Source organism: Enterobacter sp. RIT637, from assembly GCF_019718755.1.
Lineage (GTDB): Bacteria > Pseudomonadota > Gammaproteobacteria > Enterobacterales > Enterobacteriaceae > Enterobacter.
Window position 1 is genome coordinate 434,675 of sequence record NZ_JAIHAZ010000002.1, and the last position, 19,870, is coordinate 454,544.

Annotated in this window: 17 protein-coding genes; 2 read left to right on the forward strand and 15 right to left on the reverse strand. The window is 55.2% G+C overall.

Annotated elements, in window-relative coordinates; all coding sequences use genetic code 11:
• Positions 1-120: 120 nt before the first annotated feature.
• Positions 121-705 (forward strand): aminoacyl-tRNA hydrolase, encoded by a 585-nt coding sequence (pth, locus tag K5E19_RS05635; RefSeq protein ID WP_023336005.1) that lies wholly within the window; start codon positions 121-123, stop codon positions 703-705.
• Positions 706-831: 126 nt separating this feature from the next.
• Positions 832-1,926 carry a redox-regulated ATPase YchF gene (gene ychF / locus K5E19_RS05640; protein WP_010432886.1) on the forward strand — a complete coding sequence of 365 codons (1,095 nt, stop codon included), beginning with the start codon at positions 832-834 and terminating at the stop codon, positions 1,924-1,926.
• 126 nt (positions 1,927-2,052) lie between these two features.
• Here ychF and tri1 read toward each other — a convergent pair whose 3' ends face one another.
• From tri1 to K5E19_RS05715, 15 genes are all read right to left on the reverse strand, one after another.
• Positions 2,053-3,153 (reverse strand): ADP-ribosylarginine hydrolase Tri1, encoded by a 1,101-nt coding sequence (tri1, locus tag K5E19_RS05645; protein ID WP_221550338.1) that lies wholly within the window; start codon positions 3,151-3,153, stop codon positions 2,053-2,055.
• Between the two features lie 70 nt (positions 3,154-3,223).
• The gene (locus K5E19_RS24225) at positions 3,224-3,382 is read right to left on the reverse strand and encodes an immunity protein Tsi6 family protein (RefSeq protein WP_311775510.1); all 159 of its coding nucleotides are present in this window, start codon (positions 3,380-3,382) and stop codon (positions 3,224-3,226) included.
• Between the two features lie 309 nt (positions 3,383-3,691).
• Positions 3,692-4,039: an immunity protein Tsi6 family protein gene (locus K5E19_RS05655; protein ID WP_221550339.1), complete on the reverse strand. Its 348-nt coding sequence runs from the start codon at positions 4,037-4,039 to the stop codon at positions 3,692-3,694.
• Complete coding sequence (locus K5E19_RS05660; protein ID WP_221550340.1) at positions 4,032-5,294, reverse strand: polymorphic toxin type 46 domain-containing protein; 1,263 nt, start codon at positions 5,292-5,294, stop codon at positions 4,032-4,034. The genes K5E19_RS05655 and K5E19_RS05660 overlap by 8 nt, the downstream gene beginning before the upstream one ends.
• Positions 5,295-5,296: 2 nt before the next feature.
• A complete protein-coding gene (locus K5E19_RS05665) occupies positions 5,297-6,091 on the reverse strand; it encodes a DcrB-related protein (protein ID WP_221550341.1) in 795 nt (264 codons plus the stop codon).
• Between the two features lie 11 nt (positions 6,092-6,102).
• Complete coding sequence (locus K5E19_RS05670; protein ID WP_221550342.1) at positions 6,103-8,031, reverse strand: type VI secretion system Vgr family protein; 1,929 nt, start codon at positions 8,029-8,031, stop codon at positions 6,103-6,105.
• Positions 8,032-8,230: 199 nt separating this feature from the next.
• Positions 8,231-8,992 (reverse strand): ankyrin repeat domain-containing protein, encoded by a 762-nt coding sequence (locus tag K5E19_RS05675; RefSeq protein ID WP_311775511.1) that lies wholly within the window; start codon positions 8,990-8,992, stop codon positions 8,231-8,233.
• Positions 8,989-10,455 carry a phospholipase gene (locus K5E19_RS05680; protein WP_221550343.1) on the reverse strand — a complete coding sequence of 489 codons (1,467 nt, stop codon included), beginning with the start codon at positions 10,453-10,455 and terminating at the stop codon, positions 8,989-8,991. Before K5E19_RS05680 ends, K5E19_RS05675 begins: the two co-directional genes overlap by 4 nt.
• A 32-nt stretch (positions 10,456-10,487) precedes the next feature.
• Positions 10,488-11,912, reverse strand: a complete 1,425-nt coding sequence (locus K5E19_RS05685; RefSeq protein WP_221550344.1) for a serine/threonine-protein kinase — start codon at positions 11,910-11,912, stop codon at positions 10,488-10,490.
• Positions 11,913-11,936: 24 nt separating this feature from the next.
• Positions 11,937-14,552, reverse strand: coding sequence for a type VI secretion system ATPase TssH (gene tssH / locus K5E19_RS05690; protein ID WP_221550345.1), 2,616 nt, complete (start codon positions 14,550-14,552; stop codon positions 11,937-11,939).
• 34 nt (positions 14,553-14,586) lie between these two features.
• Complete coding sequence (gene tssG / locus K5E19_RS05695; protein ID WP_221550346.1) at positions 14,587-15,630, reverse strand: type VI secretion system baseplate subunit TssG; 1,044 nt, start codon at positions 15,628-15,630, stop codon at positions 14,587-14,589.
• On the reverse strand, positions 15,627-17,498 hold the full coding sequence (tssF, locus tag K5E19_RS05700; protein WP_221550347.1) for a type VI secretion system baseplate subunit TssF: 1,872 nt from the start codon (positions 17,496-17,498) through the stop codon (positions 15,627-15,629). The genes tssG and tssF overlap by 4 nt, the downstream gene beginning before the upstream one ends.
• Before the next feature lie 2 nt (positions 17,499-17,500).
• Entirely contained in the window at positions 17,501-18,064 is a 564-nt protein-coding gene (gene tssE / locus K5E19_RS05705) for a type VI secretion system baseplate subunit TssE (RefSeq protein WP_010432861.1), read from the reverse strand.
• On the reverse strand, positions 18,057-18,869 hold the full coding sequence (locus K5E19_RS05710; RefSeq protein ID WP_221550348.1) for a type VI secretion system accessory protein TagJ: 813 nt from the start codon (positions 18,867-18,869) through the stop codon (positions 18,057-18,059). Before K5E19_RS05710 ends, tssE begins: the two co-directional genes overlap by 8 nt.
• Positions 18,870-18,878: 9 nt before the next feature.
• Positions 18,879-19,865, reverse strand: a complete 987-nt coding sequence (locus K5E19_RS05715) for a hypothetical protein (protein WP_221550349.1) — start codon at positions 19,863-19,865, stop codon at positions 18,879-18,881.
• Between the last annotated feature and the right edge of the window lie 5 nt (positions 19,866-19,870).

The window sequence follows — 19,870 nt, forward strand, 5'->3', positions numbered from 1 at the left end:
ATTCTAATTGTTCAAAGCAGAAATTATTCGTATTTCGCTGAGAAGATCGCAGAATTTTGTCAAGCGGCGCGCCAGACAGTAAACTACGCGCCAGATCTGGAACCCATTAGGAATTGAATCGTGACGATTAAACTGATTGTCGGCCTCGCCAACCCGGGCGCAGAATATGCGGCCACCCGCCACAACGCCGGGGCATGGTACGTCGATCTGCTGGCCGAGCGGTTACGTGCTCCCCTGCGTGAAGAACCTAAATTCTTCGGGTATACCTCACGTATCAACCTTGCTGGCGCGGACGTTCGCTTACTGGTGCCCACCACCTTCATGAACCTGAGCGGTAAAGCCGTGGCGGCAATGGCAACGTTTTATCGCATCAATCCGGATGAAATTCTGGTGGCTCACGATGAGCTGGATCTCCCACCTGGCGTAGCAAAATTCAAACTGGGCGGCGGGCACGGCGGCCATAACGGTCTTAAAGACATCATCAGCAAGCTGGGTAATAACCCGAATTTCCACCGTTTGCGCGTAGGAATCGGCCATCCGGGCGATAAAAACAAAGTTGTCGGTTTCGTACTCGGTAAGCCCCCGGTTTCTGAGCAGAAACTGATTGACGAAGCGGTAGACGAAGCGGCGCGCTGCACCGAAATCTGGCTGAAAGATGGGTTAACCAAAGCGACAAACCGGTTACACGCTTTCAAAGCGCAATAATCTGCCCGATCCGGCTTTTTTACCGCGCGTCATGCGGGTTACGTGTATAATAGGCGTAGTTATTTACTTTTCATCAATCGGTTATCGTTAACGGATTGATTATCAAGATATTAAGGTGATTTAGAAATGGGATTCAAATGCGGTATCGTCGGTCTGCCAAACGTGGGCAAATCCACCCTGTTTAACGCGCTTACCAAAGCGGGTATCGAAGCGGCGAACTTCCCGTTCTGTACCATCGAACCTAACACCGGCGTTGTGCCAATGCCGGACCCGCGTCTGGACCAGCTCGCGGAAATCGTGAAGCCGCAGCGCATTCTGCCAACCACCATGGAATTCGTGGACATCGCGGGCCTGGTAAAAGGCGCATCCAAAGGTGAAGGCTTGGGTAACCAGTTCCTGACCAACATCCGTGAAACCGAAGCGATCGGCCACGTTGTGCGCTGCTTCGAGAACGACAACATCATCCACGTAAACAACAAAGTGGATCCGGCTGACGATATCGACGTCATCAACACCGAGCTGGCGCTCTCTGACCTCGACACCTGCGAACGCGCGATTCACCGCGTGCAGAAGAAAGCCAAAGGCGGCGATAAGGACGCGAAAGCGGAACTGGCTGCGCTGGAAAAATGCCTGCCACAGCTGGAAAACGCCGGCATGCTGCGCGCGCTGAAAAACCTGACTGAAGAAGACAAGGCGGCGATTAAATACCTGAGCTTCCTGACCCTGAAGCCAACCATGTACATTGCCAACGTTAACGAAGACGGTTTCGAGAACAACCCGTACCTCGACAAAGTGCGTGAAATCGCGGCGGCGGAAGGTTCTGTGGTTGTGGCGGTTTGCGCTGCAGTTGAATCCGACATCGCCGAGCTGGACGATGCCGACCGTGAGGAGTTCATGGCCGAGCTGGGTCTGGAAGAGCCGGGCCTGAACCGCGTAATTCGCGCAGGCTATGAGCTGCTGAACCTGCAGACCTACTTCACCGCTGGCGTGAAGGAAGTGCGTGCGTGGACCATCCCTGTAGGTGCAACTGCGCCTCAGGCTGCTGGTAAAATCCACACCGACTTCGAGAAAGGCTTTATTCGTGCGCAGACCATCGCGTTTGAAGACTTTATCACCTACAAGGGTGAGCAAGGCGCGAAAGAAGCAGGCAAGATGCGTGCGGAAGGGAAAGATTACATCGTTAAAGATGGCGATGTGATGAACTTCCTGTTTAACGTCTGAGTCGTCTTGAATGAAAAAAATCCACGCCCTGGCGTGGATTTTTTTATTCTTAGAAACAACCGGCTGAATTAGCTTAATATTATGATTTTTCCGCCCAAATTCACGGTGCGGGACACTATGATATATCTATAGAAAAGTGTCCTCGGGTGCCCTATCGAACAAATCCCCTGCTATTTGGAAAATACGATCGTGCTGGACCAGCTTGTTTTTCCATTCCTGAGGAATACCGGAATAACCATATAATGCGCCAGCTATTTGTCCCGCCGTCGCCGCAACGCTGTCAGCATCATCGGCCAGATTGGCTGCCAATAGGATTGCATCCCTGAAATTATCGGTGTTCCAGACCGCCCACATAGCGGCTTCAAGCGTATCAATCACATAACCACTTGAGCGAATCTGATCGCGAGTTTTTTGCTTATACTCGCCCGCATTAATAATCATTACACGTGGCTGGAGCGGCATGATGTGGGGAGCAAATACAGAATCTTTATTGCTACCATTAATCATATATACAAGTAAATAGCTTAAATACTGCGTGCTATTTATTGCTTCTGCAGCACCGTGTGTAGCAATACTTTGTTTTTTAGCTTCATAAAATGCTTTGCTTAATGATTTTCTAAAAAAAATAGAGACAGGCGCTTGTCTGATAATAGATGCATTACCTGCAGTTTCTGGTGAAGTATTACCGTTCCAACCAGGACCAATAGCCAAATATTGTTCCAAAGCAAATCGAGTTGTATTCCCTATATCAAAACAGACGCCATTTGAACTGTTATAACCATGCTGATACCATGCAAGCAGTTTATTCCTAAAGGATATTGTATCCGCATCGCCTTTCTCAAGAAGAGTTTCCGCAAGGCATAATGCCATGGATGTATCATCCGTCCATTCGCCTGCGCGCAGTCGAAATGGTCCCCCCCCTGTCATATCCTTAACGTGTGCTCTGTCACGTGGTAGAAATTCGAGTGTGGTACCTACAGCATCCCCGACCGCAAGACCAATAAGCGCACCTATCGCGCGATCCCGTGACTCCGCAAGTGAGAGACTACAAGATGGTGTTAAATCCCATTGATTTTGTGTATCACTATTTAAGGATAATTCTAAGGGTTTATCATCATATGTATACTGCATCCTCCGCTGGACTGAAGGACTGCTAATGGGTAAGTAATTACTATATTTCTCTACATATTTTAACAAAACATTAAAGTTAGCATGTAAATTAATCACCTTTCACCCATAATAAAAATGTATTTAACGTGAAACCCTAAAATTCGTCAGGATATTTCACCTTGAGATTTTATTGTTTTATTACGTAGTTGGCATCAACCTCATGTGGCAGCCTGACCTTTAGCCCACATCGGATTTGATCCACAATAAACAAGGCATCCGACAACCTTTCAAAAAACAACGCATCAGAATTGTCAAACCCCTTCACTGTATACATACCGAAGGTCATTTTCCATAATTTAGATTTATCCTTTCCTTGCCTTGCCTTCGATTAAATCCTGTAGAAACATTAATTGTTGTGAAATAGAGCCGTACATTTGTAAAACAGGTGAATAGAGGTTACGATTTTTGACTTTAGCATATCTCTTTTATGCTAAAGTCAATGCTTTTTCAACATAACCAAAGATTGTTATTTCATTCATCGCATTAAATCGAATTACCTTAAAATATCGCACATGATAGCAAGTTATGCCCCTACTTCTCCTTGGTAATTCAAACCAGGATGATTACATTTAAATCTTTAATCAAAAATTGCTCATCACTTGCGATATCTTTTTTGCCTTTTCAAGTACTCTACGTCTTGCTCATGGGGGAGAATAACCTTCAATCCTTGTCCCATCTGTGAAGCTATATAATTAACATTGGACAAATGCTGAGCAAGTTCGGCATCGGTAGTATCAAACTCTTTGGACGCAAGCACTCCAAGATTCAATGTGTGTAATTTACTTTTATCCTTTTCAGCACCAGTTAGAATGGATTTTATATAATCCAACTGATTCTTTGCCATAATATATAAAGAAAATGTAGGATTTTGTTCCAATCGATGATTGATTGCATCAATAGCGTCATTGATATAATCCAGCGCGGTGTAATTTTCTTTACTCATGAGTCACCTTAAATATATCCTTTTCGCTTGAAAGCATCTGTATTGCCCCACCCTTTGTCTGGTAGGGTACATCTTTCACTGACCAAGTATCAAGTGCGGGCAAAGAAGTACTACGTAACATCTCGACTTTTTGCTGTGAAACATAAGGTTTTGCTATTTTATCAACAACCTGATCAGTACCATAAATAGTGCCTTTTGGATTAATACCCAACTCTGTTGGCTTAACATCTTCTCGAAGAGCATACCAGTTTCCCTGTCGCCCTCCTGGTACCTGGTTTTGATAGAGTGTTTTATTTCTATTTATCGTTTCAACACTCACTCTATTTGTATAATCAATACCATTATCAAAGTCACGAATCTGTTGCGGTGTGAAACCCTTAGATTCGAGCCAGTTTCTTGCCTGCTCTTTATTTCCTCTGGCTGTAATATCTCTATTAAGATCGCCCGTACGTCCAAATTTTTCATTAAGCTCAGCCCTTCGGGCCGAAATATTTGGCTTAACCGGTTCGAGAACAGGCTTCCCAGCCCGCCAGGCATCAAACCTCGCTCCTCCTTTCAGTCCAGCCCCGCCGCCGATAACAGAGCCGATCAGCATCCCCCATTTCTGACCGTCGCTACCTTCGCCAAACAGCATCCCACCCGCGTAGCTACCAACAGTCCCACCGCCCATTGCACCGAGGGTGCTCAGAAGTGCGATTGCCGGACTGGCCAGCACCGCCATCGCTCCGGCACCAACGGCGAGCATCGTCCAGTTTACCCATTCAGGAATTTCAGGACTTATTTCATCAGTCTGGACCTTACTTCCACCGATGATAACATTACGGGATCCTTGGCTAATTTCAGCGCTGCATGTCAACTTATCGCCAGTTCGCGAAGCGGGAAAATTGTTGATGTAAACTTTTATCGAACCTTCTGCAACCCGTTGCAAACTTCCACTGTGCTCGTCGCACTCCCCAGCAGAAAGATGAGCGCGGATAGCCTTTCGGCTGTTGATAAAAACATTAGGCGAACCTTCTTTAAGCGTACCTGTGGCATGCCGTGGTGCCCATGACATACTTCCCAGGACCTCACCCAAACCACCAGCAGCACACGCCCCAGCGGCGACAGCAGAAACGGCTACCAGAGCGGTCCCACCGGTTACAACAACGGCAGCTGCACCCAGAATTGCCCCACCTACGAGCCCAGCGATCATCCATCCTTTAGAAGCTGTATGAGCAATCTCGTCATCTACACGTGCGGCCAGACATTCGGACATGACTATTCAGCTCTCTGCGCCATCAGATACTTGCGGATCTGATCGGGTGAGTTAAGGTCGTCAGAACCTGAGACCTGGCGGCAAAGAGAAAGCTGTGAAATTAAGTGGTGGGATTTTTCTGCAGAAAGGGTCCACAGCGCATAACGAAGAGGCTGACTGCCCGGGACAGGCGCAATACTTAGCGGTGCCCCCTGCTTTTCAAAAAGTAAATAGTGTCCCTCTTTCGCCCGCTGAAGCGAAAGATGCCCGTAAAGCTCCTGAATGTTTTTAAAGACACTGAGTATCTTACTCTCACTATCAAGTGCAAAAAATGGACCCTCTGAGTTGGCCGCAAGCATGTCTCTGGTTTCAGTCGGGGCTGGCTTATGGAACTTAATACTGCGGATAATTGACAGGTATTGATTGTGATAATAATCGCTAAACTCACCAGGGCAAGTACCGATGTAACACACCATTTTTCGCCCTGCGGGATGCTCGTCCAACAAAATAATGGTCTGCTTCTGAAAAATAGTCATACCATCATTTTTAAATTGATAAAAAAGCTCTGCAGCCGCGTGATTATCAACAATGGTCATATGTGAGGACGTCAGGTTAAAATCTGGCACGGTAGTTTCTAACTCGCGCACCAGACGCGTTGCCACATCATGCACACTCTCATCTTTTTTTACACTGGCACGCGAAACAACAAAGGTAAACTCACTGGCACCATTTTCGCTCAGGGTAAATAAATTCATAGTTCTGTCTTTATAGACATCTGGTAACGCCAGGGTAGCTTCCTGGAGAATATATTCAGCCATTCGAGTTACTCTTATTTGTTAGCATTAATAACAAAAAAACTATCCACTTCTTGCTGGATTTCACTCTGATGGGATGCCCCAGGAGGATCGATGGCATTGCTTCCATCATCAGGATTTAAATGCAGTTCGCCGGAGAGCGTGTTTATTTGCGCATTCTGCTTAGCAGTAAAGTTGAAGTTATTACCAATGATATTAACGCTTCCATCTTTCGATAATTCAATGGCGCTTTCACCGCACTCCAGCCTCAGCGTATTACCCGCTGAAAGAATATAGTCGTTAACCACTTTGTCACTGCGACTGTTACCCGTCAGGCAAATAACGTCCCCTTTGACCCCCGCGTTCTGATTTTTTACAACCCGTAAGGTTTCATCTTCTCCCACATATTGGGTTCGATTCTTTTCAGTCGAATGGGATTCATCATTTTTGACGTTGATATCCAGGTTGCGCTCGGCCTGGAGCCACACCTGCTCGCCTCCCGCCTTATCCTCGAAGCGCAGTGCGTTGGCATTGTCGACGGAACCGTCCTTCGTTCGGCTCATAAAGCCCATCTGCGTCGCCGCAGCCGGCAGTGCCCACGGCGGCATGCTGGCTTCGTTGTACACGCGGCCGGTAATAATCGGCCGGTCCGGGTCGCCGTTGATGAAGTCCACCACCACCTCATCGCCGACACGAGGGATTTGCACCCCGCCGTAGCCCTGGCCCGCCCACGCGCTCGACACGCGCACCCAGCAGGAGCTGGTGTCATCGCCCTTCGCCAGACGGTCCCAGTGGAACTTCACCTTCACGCGACCGTATTTGTCCGTCCAGATACTCTCGCCGTTCGGCCCCACCACTTTCGCCGTCTGCGGGCCGTAGGTGCGCGGCCACGCCGTGCTCTGTGCCGGGCGATAAGAGACCGACGCCGGGATGACCGTGAAATCAGTCCTATGGATAGTTTCACCCTCGCCGCTGGCGTAGCGGTTCTCCTCGAAGTGGTATCCGGCCGCCGTCACCAGATACTGGCCGTTATCGCTGAAGAACGGCGCGTTAGTCAGGGTGAAGATGTGGCCCGGCGTAATGCCCGCCGCCGTGGCCGTGGCCTGAATCTGCTGGTGCTCCACCTGCCAGCGCTCCTGGCGAATGCGGGCATAGAACTCCGCATGCCCGGTCTCCACAAAGCGTCCCGGCCAGTCGTAGACGTCAATGCTGCCCGGCTTCGGCGACGCCGGGTTCTGCTGGGCCTGGAACAGCCACGCGTTCGGCTTGCGGAAGTCGTAGTCGTCGAGGCTGTAAATCCCCGGCGTCACGCTGTCCTCCAGCGCCCACTGGCTGATGCCCTCTTCATCCGTACTGCCGCCGGACGGCGTCTGGTGGTAAGGAATGACCTCATAGCCGCTGAACGGCTGATGCTGCGTGGCGGCATCAGTCAGCACCAGGGTGTGTTTGTCCGCCTCGTGGCTGAAGTGATAGGCAATCCCCTCCAGCTCCATCAGACGGCTGATGAAGTCCAGGCTCGACTCCTGATACTGCACGCAGTAGTCCCACACCCGGTAGCTGCCGGTGAGTTTATCCTCAACGTTGACCTGATGCTCGCCCAGCAGGGTTTTCACTATCTGCGGCACCGTCTGGCCCTGGAAGATACGCAGGTTGCGGTCGCGCTTCATCGGCCACAGGTCCGGCTCCACCGTCAGCTGGTAGACCGCATAGCGGGTGCCCGTCAGCTCAACGGCGCTGACCGCCACGCGCGTGACTTTGCCGTTGATGTAGCGGGAGGTGAGCAGGTTCTGCGTCGGGATGGTCACCGTGACCGGCTGACCGAGTAATTTGCTGCGGTCAATGCGCGCATCCGTGCCGAGCAGGGTCAGCGTCAGGGCAAACGACTCGGACATCGCCTCGCGGCCGGAGAGTTTCCAGAAGAGCAGCCCCTCAACCGGGAGCTGAACGGTAATTCGGTTGAGCATAATCTGTATTCCGTAATGGTTTATGCTGAGAAGTTTTTAATAGTGGATGTTGTTTGAGAGGATATATTAAGTTTGTACAAACCATCATTTACGTATGGCGAGAACTTTTATGTATAGCTAAGCGCTATATAGCCAGAACATCCATGCACCCTCAGAAAATAAAAACGTTCTGTTTAATTATCGTGGGGAGAGTTAGCCCTTACCTAACAGGCTCAGGTGGCCATTTACCACCTTTCTGGATGAGCTTCTCTTTAATTTCGTTTAATTTCTCGTAGTGCTCACTACCTTTTTCAAGCCCACTCAGTGCATCCGCAAGCGCGCTGCTCATTGACCAGCCATTTTTTGCCTTAATTGACGGATCCGCTCCACGATCGAGCAACAATAAAACATGATCGTATGACTGATTATCCAGCGCGTCGAATACCAGCGTTTTGCCTAATGAATTGGTTGCATTGACGTCAGCACCGTGATCGAGCATCGCTTCCAGCGTCTGTGTGTTTTTCGCTTTAATCGACTGGAAGATTATCGGCTCGTGGAAAACCTTATCTTTCACATCGGGCGACAGGCCACCGTCCAGCATCGCGTTAATCCAGTCTGCACTGTCCCCTTTCAGAGCGAATTCTGCGGGGCTGCTTTTCCCTTGTGGGCGAGGCTGTAGCGGATCCGCACCGGCCTCAACAAGCAAAGTGATGACCTTCAAATGGGGAGATGTTTTTTTATCATTAATTGCGTTGCCAAGCGCCCAGAAAAGGAGCGTCATATCCTCCTTTCCGGGCTGGTTAAGGTTGCTATCGGGTGCAAGCGTCTTCACCACGTCGACATTGCCTTCTTCAATCGCTCTCGCCAGTTCAAGTTGCTGACCGTTGAAGTAATCCTGTGGATTGAGTTCCATATCCTGCTTACACCCCTGAATCATGATTAAAAAACATAACGCTACAAAAGCCATCAAACGTTTTTTCACAACCGACTCCCGATTATCGAAATATCTTCATCCTTTTGCTGCTCAATGCAATTTATCGCCTGATCAATACCATGCCGGTCGAGCGCACTTCCGGTCCCACCGGGAAGATCGTGGGCGATACCTGCAGCATTCGGGCTCAGCGCAGAAATTTCCTCTTTGAGAATTAAAGCCGGGACATGCCCCTTCACCGTTTTCAGATCTTCCCAAAGATTAACTTCCTGAATCTTCGTCAGCAGTTCTCCGTTAACTCGATACGCCTGAATATTCTCCGTGCTGCCCAGGATTTTACCGCCATATTTTTCTACCGTTCCGGCGTTAAGCCCTGCGGCATTAAATGTCCATCCCGCTTTACCACTTCCCATTGAGGCTGCAGACGCGAGCCCGCCTCCCAGCGAGTGTCCGGCAATATCAATATTCTGACCTGACCTTGCCAGTTCCTTACCAATACTCACGGCTTTTTTATAATAATCAGATGCCATTCCCATGCCCTGGGAGAAGTTATTAGACCAGTCTGCACCGTTTTTAACGGGTGCCAGCTCCCCTTTGGTGAGCAACGAGGTAACATTATCAGACAGCGACGCAAAACCCGGCTCCCTCGATCCCCGGAATACCACAGTGGGATTCATATCATTCCCAAACACATCCGGTTTAGGCTGATAGACCCGAGCAAGAAAATTAGGAGCGGTGTCATCGTCGAAGAGCATCGATTTATTCAGACCATACTTGCCCAGGAGCGCATCGTCATTACTAATATCCGTCCACCCCTTCGGCACGTCCGGCGTCGTTTCCAGCGGGTTTACGGTCTTATAAACATTTTCCGCAAGCTTCGCTTTCTCCACCGCAATGTTATTCGCTGCTAGCCGTTTAGCCGCGATCTGCGCATCCGGATAGAGACTGTTGCTGCCCTTCGCAATCAGGTCCTTACGAGCCTGCCAGCGTTCGGCTTTGGTCATATTCTCCAACTGCGCCGCATAGGTTTTACCGTCTTTGCCCGGCGTCGGCTGGTCAGGCACCTGCGCCGCTTTGGATTTCACCACCTGCGTCGGCAGCTCCGTTGGCGCGGGGCGGGAACCGTAGGTGCGCACCATGGTTTCGTAACGTTCAACGATAGTGCTCTCCGGATACCAGCCCAGACCCGTATTTGAGGCAGCCTGTAATCGCCCATCGGCATTGATATAAAACATCTCAGTCACTGACGACCAGTTACGAAAACTCTCGTCGATAGCCACGATCCTGCCCATGTCGAGATCCTGCACAATCAACTTGCGGGTATCGCGACCTGACTGATACGGATTTGCACCGGTAATGGAGTACAGCAGATCGTAGCGCGTGAACAGCGAGCGCAGCGAATTGTCGGGCACCGACATAATCCACTGCCCGGCGACGGACGGGCGGATAATTTTCGCAAAAAGCGCTGGCGAGACGTTCTCGCTGAAAAGATAGACAAACTTAATGTTATACATTCGCTCCGTCCTGTTCCCTGTCCCTGCCTGACTTACGGATTCACCAGCCAGGTGCCCGGCTTGGTGATATCCAGCGTCTGACTGCGCGTTCTGCCGTTGCCCTGCAGTTCAATCTTCACCTCACCAGCTGGCAGCTTGAGCGATGCATAGCCGTTCGTCGCCGGACGCAGCGCTTTTGGCTCGCCGTTCACTTTCAGCGTTTCGCCGTCCTGGATACGGATATAGACCAGCGCGACCGGGCTGGCATCGACAGGTGGCGGAGTCTGTTCCGACGCTGCCGGCTCGCTAACCTTCGCCGTTTCCGGCTTCACGTCTGGCGTGTTCGCGGCGGTTTCTGTCGGACGCGTCTCTGCCGGTGCCTGTGCAGCCTGTTCGGGCGCATCCTGACCGCCGCCGCTAAACAGCATTGCTCCGGCAACAACGCCCACCAGCACGCCTGCGGCAACCATGCCCGGGATCTTGTAGCGGCGCCAGTCAAGCGCTGATGCCGGTTTCTCTTCCTCTACCGGAACCAGCATGGTGCCGGTTTTTTTGGCGGTCAGCACATCGTTGATCCCGGCGACCGGCATCTCAATCAGCGCGGCAAACTCGTCGATAGACTGCGGACGGTCCTCCATGTGCAGCGCCAGCGCACGGTCGATGGCCTGCAGCAGCGGAATGGAATAGCCCTGCGGCATGATTTCCACCAGCGGCTTGCAGGTATCCTGAATAGAGCGCACCACGCTGACCGGCGGCGGAGAGCCCACAATCAGGGTACGCAGCACCGCGCCGAGGGCGTAAATATCCGTCCACGGGCCCTGCTCGCTTTCGTTGTCGTCGGTGTACTGCTCGATCGGCGCAAAGCCCGGGCGCAGCATGGTTTCGGTCTCGTCGGAGAGATTACCGATGGTGCGGCGCGCGGAGCCGAAATCGAGCAGCACCGGCAGGCCGTTATCCTGGATCTGAATATTATCCAGAGAAATATCGCGGTGCAGATAGCCTTCGTCGTGGATGGTCTTGATCGCGCCGAACAGCATCGGCAGCGTGCGGCGGATCCAGGCCTCGTTGATCAGCTCTGGCTTTTCTTCGCGTAGGCGTGAAAGCGTGGTGCCGCTGTAAAACAGCGTCCCCATGTAGGCCGTGTCGTTTTGCACCCAGAAGCGCAGGACGTGCAGCAGGTTCGGGTGGTTAAAGCGCGCCAGCAGACGAGCTTCCTGAATAAAGCTGTTCAGGCCTGCGGAAAACGCTTTGCCAAAGCGCTCGCTGCGCAGCACCAGGGTCATGTCGTCGCCGCGCACGGCGAGCGAGGAAGGCATAAATTCTTTGATAGCGATAGTGCGTTCGAGCTGGTGATCCCACGCGCGATAGACAATGCCAAAACCGCCGCCGCCGATCACCTCTTTGATTTCAAACTCGTTGAAGCGGTACCCGACCGGGAGCGCGTTTGGGACAGTCCGATTGTTATCATTATCCGTCATCTTTTACAGTTCTCTTGATGATTATTACGCGGCAAACTGACAGTGAAACTCGCCCTGCTCGCAGGTAACGTGCAGACGTCGGTACTGCTCGTCGCTGCGGCTGGCGGTAAGTAAGATCTGGCTCATCTGAGGCAACAAGGTGTTGGTCAGAATAGCGTCCACCATGCGGCCGCCGGACTCCACCTCGGTACAGCGCTGAACAATCTGTTCCACCACGCTGTCGTCAAACTCAGAAATAATGCTGTGATTCTCTTCCAGACGACGCTGAATGCGCTTGAGCTGCAGGCGAACAATCAGCCCCAGCATCTCATCGCTGAGCGGGTAGTACGGCACCACCAGCAGACGACCCAGCAGCGCCGGTGGGAATACCTCCAGCAGCGGCTGGCGCAGGGCGCCGCTTAACGCGTCCGGCTCCGGCATCAGTTCCGGATCGGCGCACATGGCGCTAATCAGGTCGGTGCCGACGTTAGACGTCAGAATAATGATGGTGTTACGGAAATCAATATGGCGCCCCTCGCCATCTTCCATCCAGCCTTTATCAAAGACCTGGAAGAAGATCTCGTGCACGTCCGGGTGCGCTTTTTCAATTTCGTCCAGCAGCACCACGCTATACGGGCGGCGGCGCACGGCCTCGGTTAACACGCCGCCTTCACCATACCCTACGTACCCCGGAGGCGCACCTTTTAAGGTGGAAACGGTGTGCGCTTCCTGGAACTCGCTCATGTTGATGGTGATAACGTTCTGCTCGCCGCCGTACAGGGATTCCGCGAGCGCCAGCGCGGTTTCGGTTTTACCAACCCCGGACGGGCCGCACAGCATAAAGACGCCCACCGGTTTGTTCGGATCGTCGAGCTTCGCCCGCGAGGTTTTCACGCGGCGGGCAATAAGATCCAGACCGTGACGCTGGCCGATAACGCGCTGGTTCAGCGTGTCGGCGAGGTTAAGCACCGCATCGATCTCGTTTTTCACCATCCGGCCCAGCGGGATCCCGGTCCAGTCAGAGACCACCGCGGCAACCACGTTTTCATCCACCGCCGCAAACAGCAGCGGTTCATCGCCCTGTTGGGCGTTCAGCGCCTGCTGCTGTTCCGCCAGCTGGCCGCGCAGCTCGGCGGTATCTTCCTCGCCCGCCGCGAACAGTGCGGCACGCAGGCGGATAATCTCCTGCACCAGGCTGCGCTCTTCTTCCCAACGCTGGGCCAGGGCTTCGCGTTTTGTTTCGTACGCGTCGCGTTCTGCGCGTAACGCCGTTACGCGCTCGGCGTCACCGGCACCGACGCGCGCTTCGCGCTCAGCGATCTCAATTTCCACGTCCAGCGCGGCAAGGTGGCGCAGGCAGTCTTCCAGCTGCGCAGGCGGCGCGCTCTGGCTGACCGCGACGCGGGCGCAGGCGGTGTCGAGCAGCGCAACGGCTTTGTCCGGCAACTGACGCGCCGGAATGTAGCGATGCGACAGCTTCACCGCCGCGCTGACCGCTTCGTCGAGCAGCAGCACCTGATGGTGCGTCTCCAGCGGCGACACGGTGCTGCGCAGCATCAGAATGGCTTTCGCTTCGTCCGGCTCGTGAACCTGCACCGTCTGGAAACGACGGGTCAGCGCCGGGTCTTTCTCGATGTATTTTTTGTATTCCGCCCAGGTGGTGGCCCCGATGGTGCGCAGCTGTCCGCGCGCCAGCGCAGGCTTCAGCAGGTTCGCCGCATCGCCGGTCCCCTGCTGGCCGCCTGCGCCAATCAGGGTGTGGATCTCATCGATAAACAGAATGATCGGCGTGGCGCTGGACTGGACTTCATTAATGAGCGCCTGCAGCCGGGCCTCGAACTCGCCTTTCATGCCTGCGCCTGCCTGCAGCATGCCGATATCCAGCAGCCACAGCTGAATATTTTGCAGCGGTTCCGGGACGTCGCCGTCGGCGATACGCAGCGCCAGCCCTTCCACCACTGCCGTTTTGCCGACCCCGGCTTCCCCGGTCAGCAGGGGGTTGTTCTGGCGGCGACGCATCAGGATATCCACCATCTGGCGGATCTCCTCGTCGCGCCCGACAACCGGGTCAATCTTCCCTTCGCGAGCGCGGGCGGTCAGGTCCTGGCCGTACTGCGCCAGCGTCCCCTGCGCAGCCGGTACCGCACCCGCTGGTGCGTCGACGGCGGCAGCGGCCTGCTGCGTCTCTTTGCTGTTGGCGCAAATCGCGTCGAACTGCTCAATCAGCACCTCGACGTTCAGGCGGGTGAACTGCGACGAGATGCTTTTCAGCACGTTCGCGAGGTTCCAGGTTTTAAGCATGCCGATCAGCAAATGGCCGCCGCGAATGCGGCTGACGCCAAACTTCAGCGAGCCGAAGACCCAGGCGCGCTCCACGGCGCTGTCGATGTGTTCGGAGAGATCGGAAACGGAACTCGCCCCGCGCGGAAGGACATCCAGCGCCGCCACGATATCGCGCGTCAGCTGCTGTTCATCAAGGGCAAAGTGGCGGATGACCTGCTGCAGATCGCCATCCTGCTGCTGCATGAGCTGATGCAGCCAGTGCACCAGCTCAACATAGGGGTTGCCGCGCAGCTTGCAGAACGCAGTGGCGCTTTCCAGAGAGGTAAATAACAGCGTATCCAGTTTGCCGAAAAGCACGGCACGGCTTATTTCTGACATGTTCGGTTCCATTGATAACAATGCGTTAGAAAAATTATCGCTCTGCGCAATACACCAGATCGCCACGCGGGACAGGCTGCGGCTGAAGGCCCAGCCAGGTGTTATAGCCTAATCGCCCATTGCTGCCGAGCGAGGTGCCCTGCACCGCGTCTTCACGCAGGATCACCCGTGTTTCCCATTCAAACTCCACCCCGGCGTACTGACGCACCCAGTCGCGCAGCTCGGTGACCCAGGCTTCACCCGGCAGAAAGCGGTTGTACTCCTCCGCGCTCAGCGGGCCAATTTCGATGCGAAACTTATGCTGCACGTCGCGGACGGCGACGCCGAGAAAAGCGGACTCCCCCATGCGCGGCATGCGGCGTCCTGCTCCCAGCTGCGCCTGCTCGCGCGTGGAAAGCGGCATCCACTGCGGCACGTTGCTCACCAGCTTAACCGGCGCTTTAAAATAGCTGCGCAGGATCTTCTCCAGCCCCTCCGGATCCCGCCCATGACGGGTCAGGTGTCCGGCGTGGGTAAAGCGGGCATGCGAGCTCAGGCTGCCTTTGTTCATCTGACCCGGCTGCCCCATGCCAATCAGCGACGCCAGATAGCCCTCAAAACGATTATTGTCGGCGCGATCCAGAGAGACCGCCGGCTGCGCATCCGCCCAGGCGCGGTAAAACAGCAGCGTCAGGCGATGATGGAACAGGTCGGCAAACGCGCTGAGGCTGCTGTCCTGATGATGATAAATACGCTCGCGGGCGTATTCGGTCATGTGGACCGGCAGCGGGCCATTCGGGCCAAACAGGCCGAAGCTGAGGATGGACACCTCATGCAGCCCGCTCTCTTCGCGCTGACGTACCTGGGCCAGCGTCGACGGCGCAAAACTCATCGACGGCTGCTGGCCGATGCGCAGCGGCTCAAATTTCGGCAGCGGCGCGCGTCCCAGCGGGTAGCGCTCGCCGCCCTGGGCATCAATGCGCCTTAACAGCTGAAACAGATCGTAGCGCCAGGGCGTCTCGCGGACCCCGCTCCAGAACGCATCCGGCAGCCGGGTCAGGCGATGTACGCGCAGCGGTGCAGTGGCAGCGTCACTCATATCAGCGCCCTTTTACCCATACGCGGCGCCCAGTAGCCAATCTCGCCGCGCTGCTGACTCTTCAGGGTGAACTCCGTAAAGCTGTTGATGGACACCAGACGGGCAAAAAGTCGTTCCATCACGCTGCCGAAAAGCCACGGGCTGGCGCCGGAAAAGGCTCGCTCATCGACAGTCAGGGTAATGCCGATCCCGCGGGCGAAAACGACCGGGCCGGGTTCAGGCACGCGGCGGTGAACCGGCTCCAGCACGCAGTGGCGTACCCCCTCCACCTGACGCGCAACGGGCGTTTCTGCCAGGTTGGCGTACAGCCCTAACAGCTGTCGCAGCGCGGCCGCACCCTCTTCGTTTTCGCTGTCCATCAGGCTGAGGTAGTTCATCTGCAGCTGGCTGATGAGCCGCCAGGTGCTGAACCCTTCTGCCAGCGCGGGGCGCGGCGGCGTCGGGCCTTTACGCAGGGTGAGAGATTTCACCGGCATGGAGTCGGCCATAATGAACTGCCCAAGCTCCTGCTGCAGCATCAGCGGCAAATCGCGGCTGGTGCACAGCACCTCGGCAGAGATATAGCGCAGGTTTTCCTGCCACGGGGCGTGCTGTTCATCCACCAGCGAAACAAACACCTCTGAACCGATGTAACCGGTACGGGTGCCGTAGCGCAGGGCGTGCTCGGACAGCACGCGCTGTTCACGACGCAGAGAAAAATAGGCCCCGTAGTTGCCCGCATCGCCGCTCCAGGTGCTCCAGAAAGGACGAAACGTCTGGTCATCACGCTGGCCGTCCGCGCTGCCGTAGATTTTTTTGACCGCGTAGATTTCATAATCCAGCGGACGAATGTTATCGACCACCAGATGGTATTCATGCTGGCCTTCATTCAGCTTCTGACGCGCCGCGACCTTGGGGAACAGGTTGATGACAGGCGTGCAGTGCAGCGCCAGATGGCTGGCATCGACCACGCGCTCCAGCTGTTCATCCGACTTATCCAGCAGAATGAAGATGTCGAAGGCTTTTTCGCCTTCACAGCGTTCGATAAGCGTGCTCAGACCGCTCAGGCTAATAAAGCGGAAGCGGGCCGGAAACGCGAAATACTCCTGCAGCAGGCGATAGCCGTCAAAGTTGCGCAGATCGTCCGGAAGCAGCGCCTGGTCAGGCTCAAAGCCCTCCTGGCGCAGCGCGTCAGACGCCAACAGCTGTCGCTGCGGCTGCGGGCTGACCGTCTGACAGACGATCCCGGCGTGGTGCTCCATCACCAGCTCCAGCAGCTTCAGCGCTTCAATATCCGGACCGCCGAGGAAAAACTCCAGACGGTCGAAATCCAGGTGCCCGAGGTTTTGCGGGCCGTCGCAGGCGATGCGGATCCGTAAGGCGCTGTTGATCCCCTGCTGGCTCAGCCCCAGCTGCGCCAGCGGCAGATCGGCGGGCACGCCGCCCAGCTCAACTTTGTCGATTTTCAGCGGCAGCAGGTTGACCTCGTGCGCCGTAGTATAGCTGCAGGTCACGCCGGTTTTTTTCAGCGCCAGGCTGTCCATCATGGTACCGCGCGGCACAATGAAGCCCTTGCTCAGGTCGCCCCGGCTGCTGTCGGGCTCAATCTCCGCGATCGCCATCGACGGCGTGGGCGCGAGATAGTTAGGCGCAATCATCTCCAGCAGACGCTGGGAGAAGCGCGGAAACTCCGCGTCCATTTTCATCTGCACGCGGGAGGTCAGGAAGGCGAAGCCCTCCATCAGACGTTCGGTATACGGGTCCGCCACTTCGATGCCGCGCATGCCCAGCCGTCCGGCGACTTTTGGGTAGCGTTCGGCAAACTCAGCCCCCATTTCACGCAGGTAGGCCAGTTCACGGTTGTAGTATTCGAGCAGTTTACTTTCCATGATTACCCCGCATCTTTCAGTTCAAAATGGCCGTTTTCCAGATCGACATCGGTACGAAACAGAAACTCCAGCGGGTACGGCACACACCACAGACGCCCTTTGATCTCGATGGAGAGCACGTTGTGCAGATCCAGCGAGGAGGTATCCGACACGCAGCGGACCTGCAGCCCCTGCGGCAAAATGCGCGGTTCGAAATTGATGATGGCCTCGGTGAGCTTGCGCTGAATGTCGTGCCATTCGATATCCGACATTCTTTTCCCGGCCAGCGGTGCGACGCCGAAGTTGACCACCGAGCGGTTCACGTGCGGCAAGGCGCTCAAATCGCCGGAGGCATCGTGGTTGATGGTATTAAACAGCCACTGCAGATCGCGCAGCACGTTGCGGCGCAGGGCGGCGTGGGTGATCAGATTGCTGTTGGCCGACTCGCGTTTTTTTTCCGGGTCGTTATCGGTAAGACGATCCAGCAGCGAGGGCTGCATTTTGTCGCGCGCCCCCACCTTCTCCTGCTTGCTGCGGGCCTGCCAGCCGCTGCGCAGCAGATCGCCTTCGCCAGCGGGATTACTCATCGGCTCCATCCGTCGCAAACGTCACGAGGTTCAGAGACAGCAGCGGATATTCGCTTTGTTCGCTCAGCCACGCTTTCTGGCCCCGTCCTTCGTACAGCGTACCGTCAGCGTCGAGCGGCAACCATTCGGTCGTACGTCCAAGCATGACGGCATCGGAAGCGTCTTCAGCAAACGGATAGCGCGCCGGGATCTGGCATACCTGCTCCGTACCGTCGGTCAGGCGCACCAGCGCGTGACGCCAGACCAGATCGGTGACGCTGGCAGGCGCCTGGAAACGGATCTCGGCGATAGCGCTAAACGGTAGCCAGAAATAACGGCCGTTCACGATGGTTTCGCACACCGGGCCGAGGCGGGCATCGCCATCCATCAGCCAGCCAAACGCCTGCGTCTCCTCGTTTTCGAGGACAATGTGGCCTGGGTTTGCTTGAGCCTGGTCAAGGGCTTCAAGACGCAGCGCACTGGCGCGTTCGCCCTCCTCGCTCAGCGCCGCGGCAAGAGTTGTCAGCCACGGCCACTGGGTTTCAGGCATGGCCGGACGGGCCTGTCCCGCCATCACCTGCGCACGCTGCATCTCGCCCTGAATGGATTGCTCCAGTAGGGTAACGGTTGGCTTCGCCTGAGGCTTCAGCGCCCCCCAGCTTTTAAGCTGGGTCAGGGCGCGCGTCCAGTTGCCGCTGAGGATCAGAAACTGCACAAACGCGGCGCGGAGGTCGGCATCCGCCGGACGGACTTTGATATCGGCTTCCAGACGACGCAGCGCATCGCTGAGCGGCTCACCCGCCAGGTGTTGATAGAGCGTATTCATCGCCACTCCTTAGTTTGCCGCGCGCCATGCGCCCACAGCCGGATCGCGCAGCTGAGGACGAAGGGTATCAATCAGGACAATATTCAGCGAGGTACCGGGAGTCACCCACGCGCCCCAGGTCTGTTTCACTTCGGCAATGCGCGCCTGCAGTTTGGCGTCATCGCTGGCGATCTCGCGTGAAATCTCTACCGCCACCGTACCGTTGCTTTTCCAGCCGTTCAGGGCGTTGTCGTAGGGCAGGATCATCCAGCTTTGATCGCTGTTCTGCGTGCTGAACACCATGCGTTCTTTGTTGACGGAGGTGATCAGGGCGTTTTCAGGATCGGCGCTTTTGTTCAGGCCCATGACCGGGAAGCCGTGAATGTAGGTCACCGCCATCTCTTTCTGCTCGCCGTTGCGGGTCTGAGAGATAACGGTATGACCGCTCAGCCAGCTGCCGTTGCCGCAGCGGGTGGTATCGGTGTCCGGGATGAACAGTGCGGGTGCGGAGGAACCGCCTTCCCAGAACGTGCGCAGATGGCAGCCGTCCTGGAGGGTAAATTCCTGCCACGGCGTGCGGTCGGCAGCCACGGTGCGGGCTTCAGCGTTCTGATCCGGCGGCAGCAGCGCGCCGCTGGCGTCGGTACTGGCCGGAGCCGCCTGTTGCTGTTTCACCACCAGCGCCCAGTCCTGCGCTTTCCCTGCGGTACCCTCAGCCAGCGTGACGCCCGCCGGATCGTTAAGCGTCCAACTGAGTTTATTCACTTTGCTGCACTGGTGTTCCAGCAGTGAGCCAAGGCGCGGCACAAAGTTTTCCAGCACGGAGACGTCTTTCTTGCCGTTTGCCACAATGCGCAGCGCCACTTCAGGCTTACACCAGCTCTGCGGCGTGTTGTCTTTGATGTTGTCGATCCAGATATCCAGCTTCTGCGCAGGCGACTGCACGATGCGGAAATTCTCAGCCTGCGCGGTGGAGGTCACCGCCAGAAGTGCTAAACCCGATAGCCAAAGTTTCATATCGT

Bases quoted from the DNA above. Each gene is read 5' to 3' on its own strand.
- ychF (WP_010432886.1), top strand. From the start codon at position 832: ATGGGATTCAAATGCGGTATCGTCGGTCTGCCAAACGTGGGCAAATCC.
- K5E19_RS24225 (WP_311775510.1), bottom strand. From the start codon at position 3,382: ATGACCTTCGGTATGTATACAGTGAAGGGGTTTGACAATTCTGATGCG.
- K5E19_RS05655 (WP_221550339.1), bottom strand. From the start codon at position 4,039: ATGAGTAAAGAAAATTACACCGCGCTGGATTATATCAATGACGCTATT.
- K5E19_RS05660 (WP_221550340.1), bottom strand. From the start codon at position 5,294: ATGTCCGAATGTCTGGCCGCACGTGTAGATGACGAGATTGCTCATACA.
- K5E19_RS05665 (WP_221550341.1), bottom strand. From the start codon at position 6,091: ATGGCTGAATATATTCTCCAGGAAGCTACCCTGGCGTTACCAGATGTC.
- K5E19_RS05670 (WP_221550342.1), bottom strand. From the start codon at position 8,031: ATGCTCAACCGAATTACCGTTCAGCTCCCGGTTGAGGGGCTGCTCTTC.
- K5E19_RS05680 (WP_221550343.1), bottom strand. From the start codon at position 10,455: ATGTATAACATTAAGTTTGTCTATCTTTTCAGCGAGAACGTCTCGCCA.
- K5E19_RS05685 (WP_221550344.1), bottom strand. From the start codon at position 11,912: ATGACGGATAATGATAACAATCGGACTGTCCCAAACGCGCTCCCGGTC.
- tssH (WP_221550345.1), bottom strand. From the start codon at position 14,552: ATGTCAGAAATAAGCCGTGCCGTGCTTTTCGGCAAACTGGATACGCTG.
- tssG (WP_221550346.1), bottom strand. From the start codon at position 15,630: ATGAGTGACGCTGCCACTGCACCGCTGCGCGTACATCGCCTGACCCGG.
- tssF (WP_221550347.1), bottom strand. From the start codon at position 17,498: ATGGAAAGTAAACTGCTCGAATACTACAACCGTGAACTGGCCTACCTG.
- tssE (WP_010432861.1), bottom strand. From the start codon at position 18,064: ATGAGTAATCCCGCTGGCGAAGGCGATCTGCTGCGCAGCGGCTGGCAG.
- K5E19_RS05710 (WP_221550348.1), bottom strand. From the start codon at position 18,869: ATGAATACGCTCTATCAACACCTGGCGGGTGAGCCGCTCAGCGATGCG.
- K5E19_RS05715 (WP_221550349.1), bottom strand. From the start codon at position 19,865: ATGAAACTTTGGCTATCGGGTTTAGCACTTCTGGCGGTGACCTCCACC.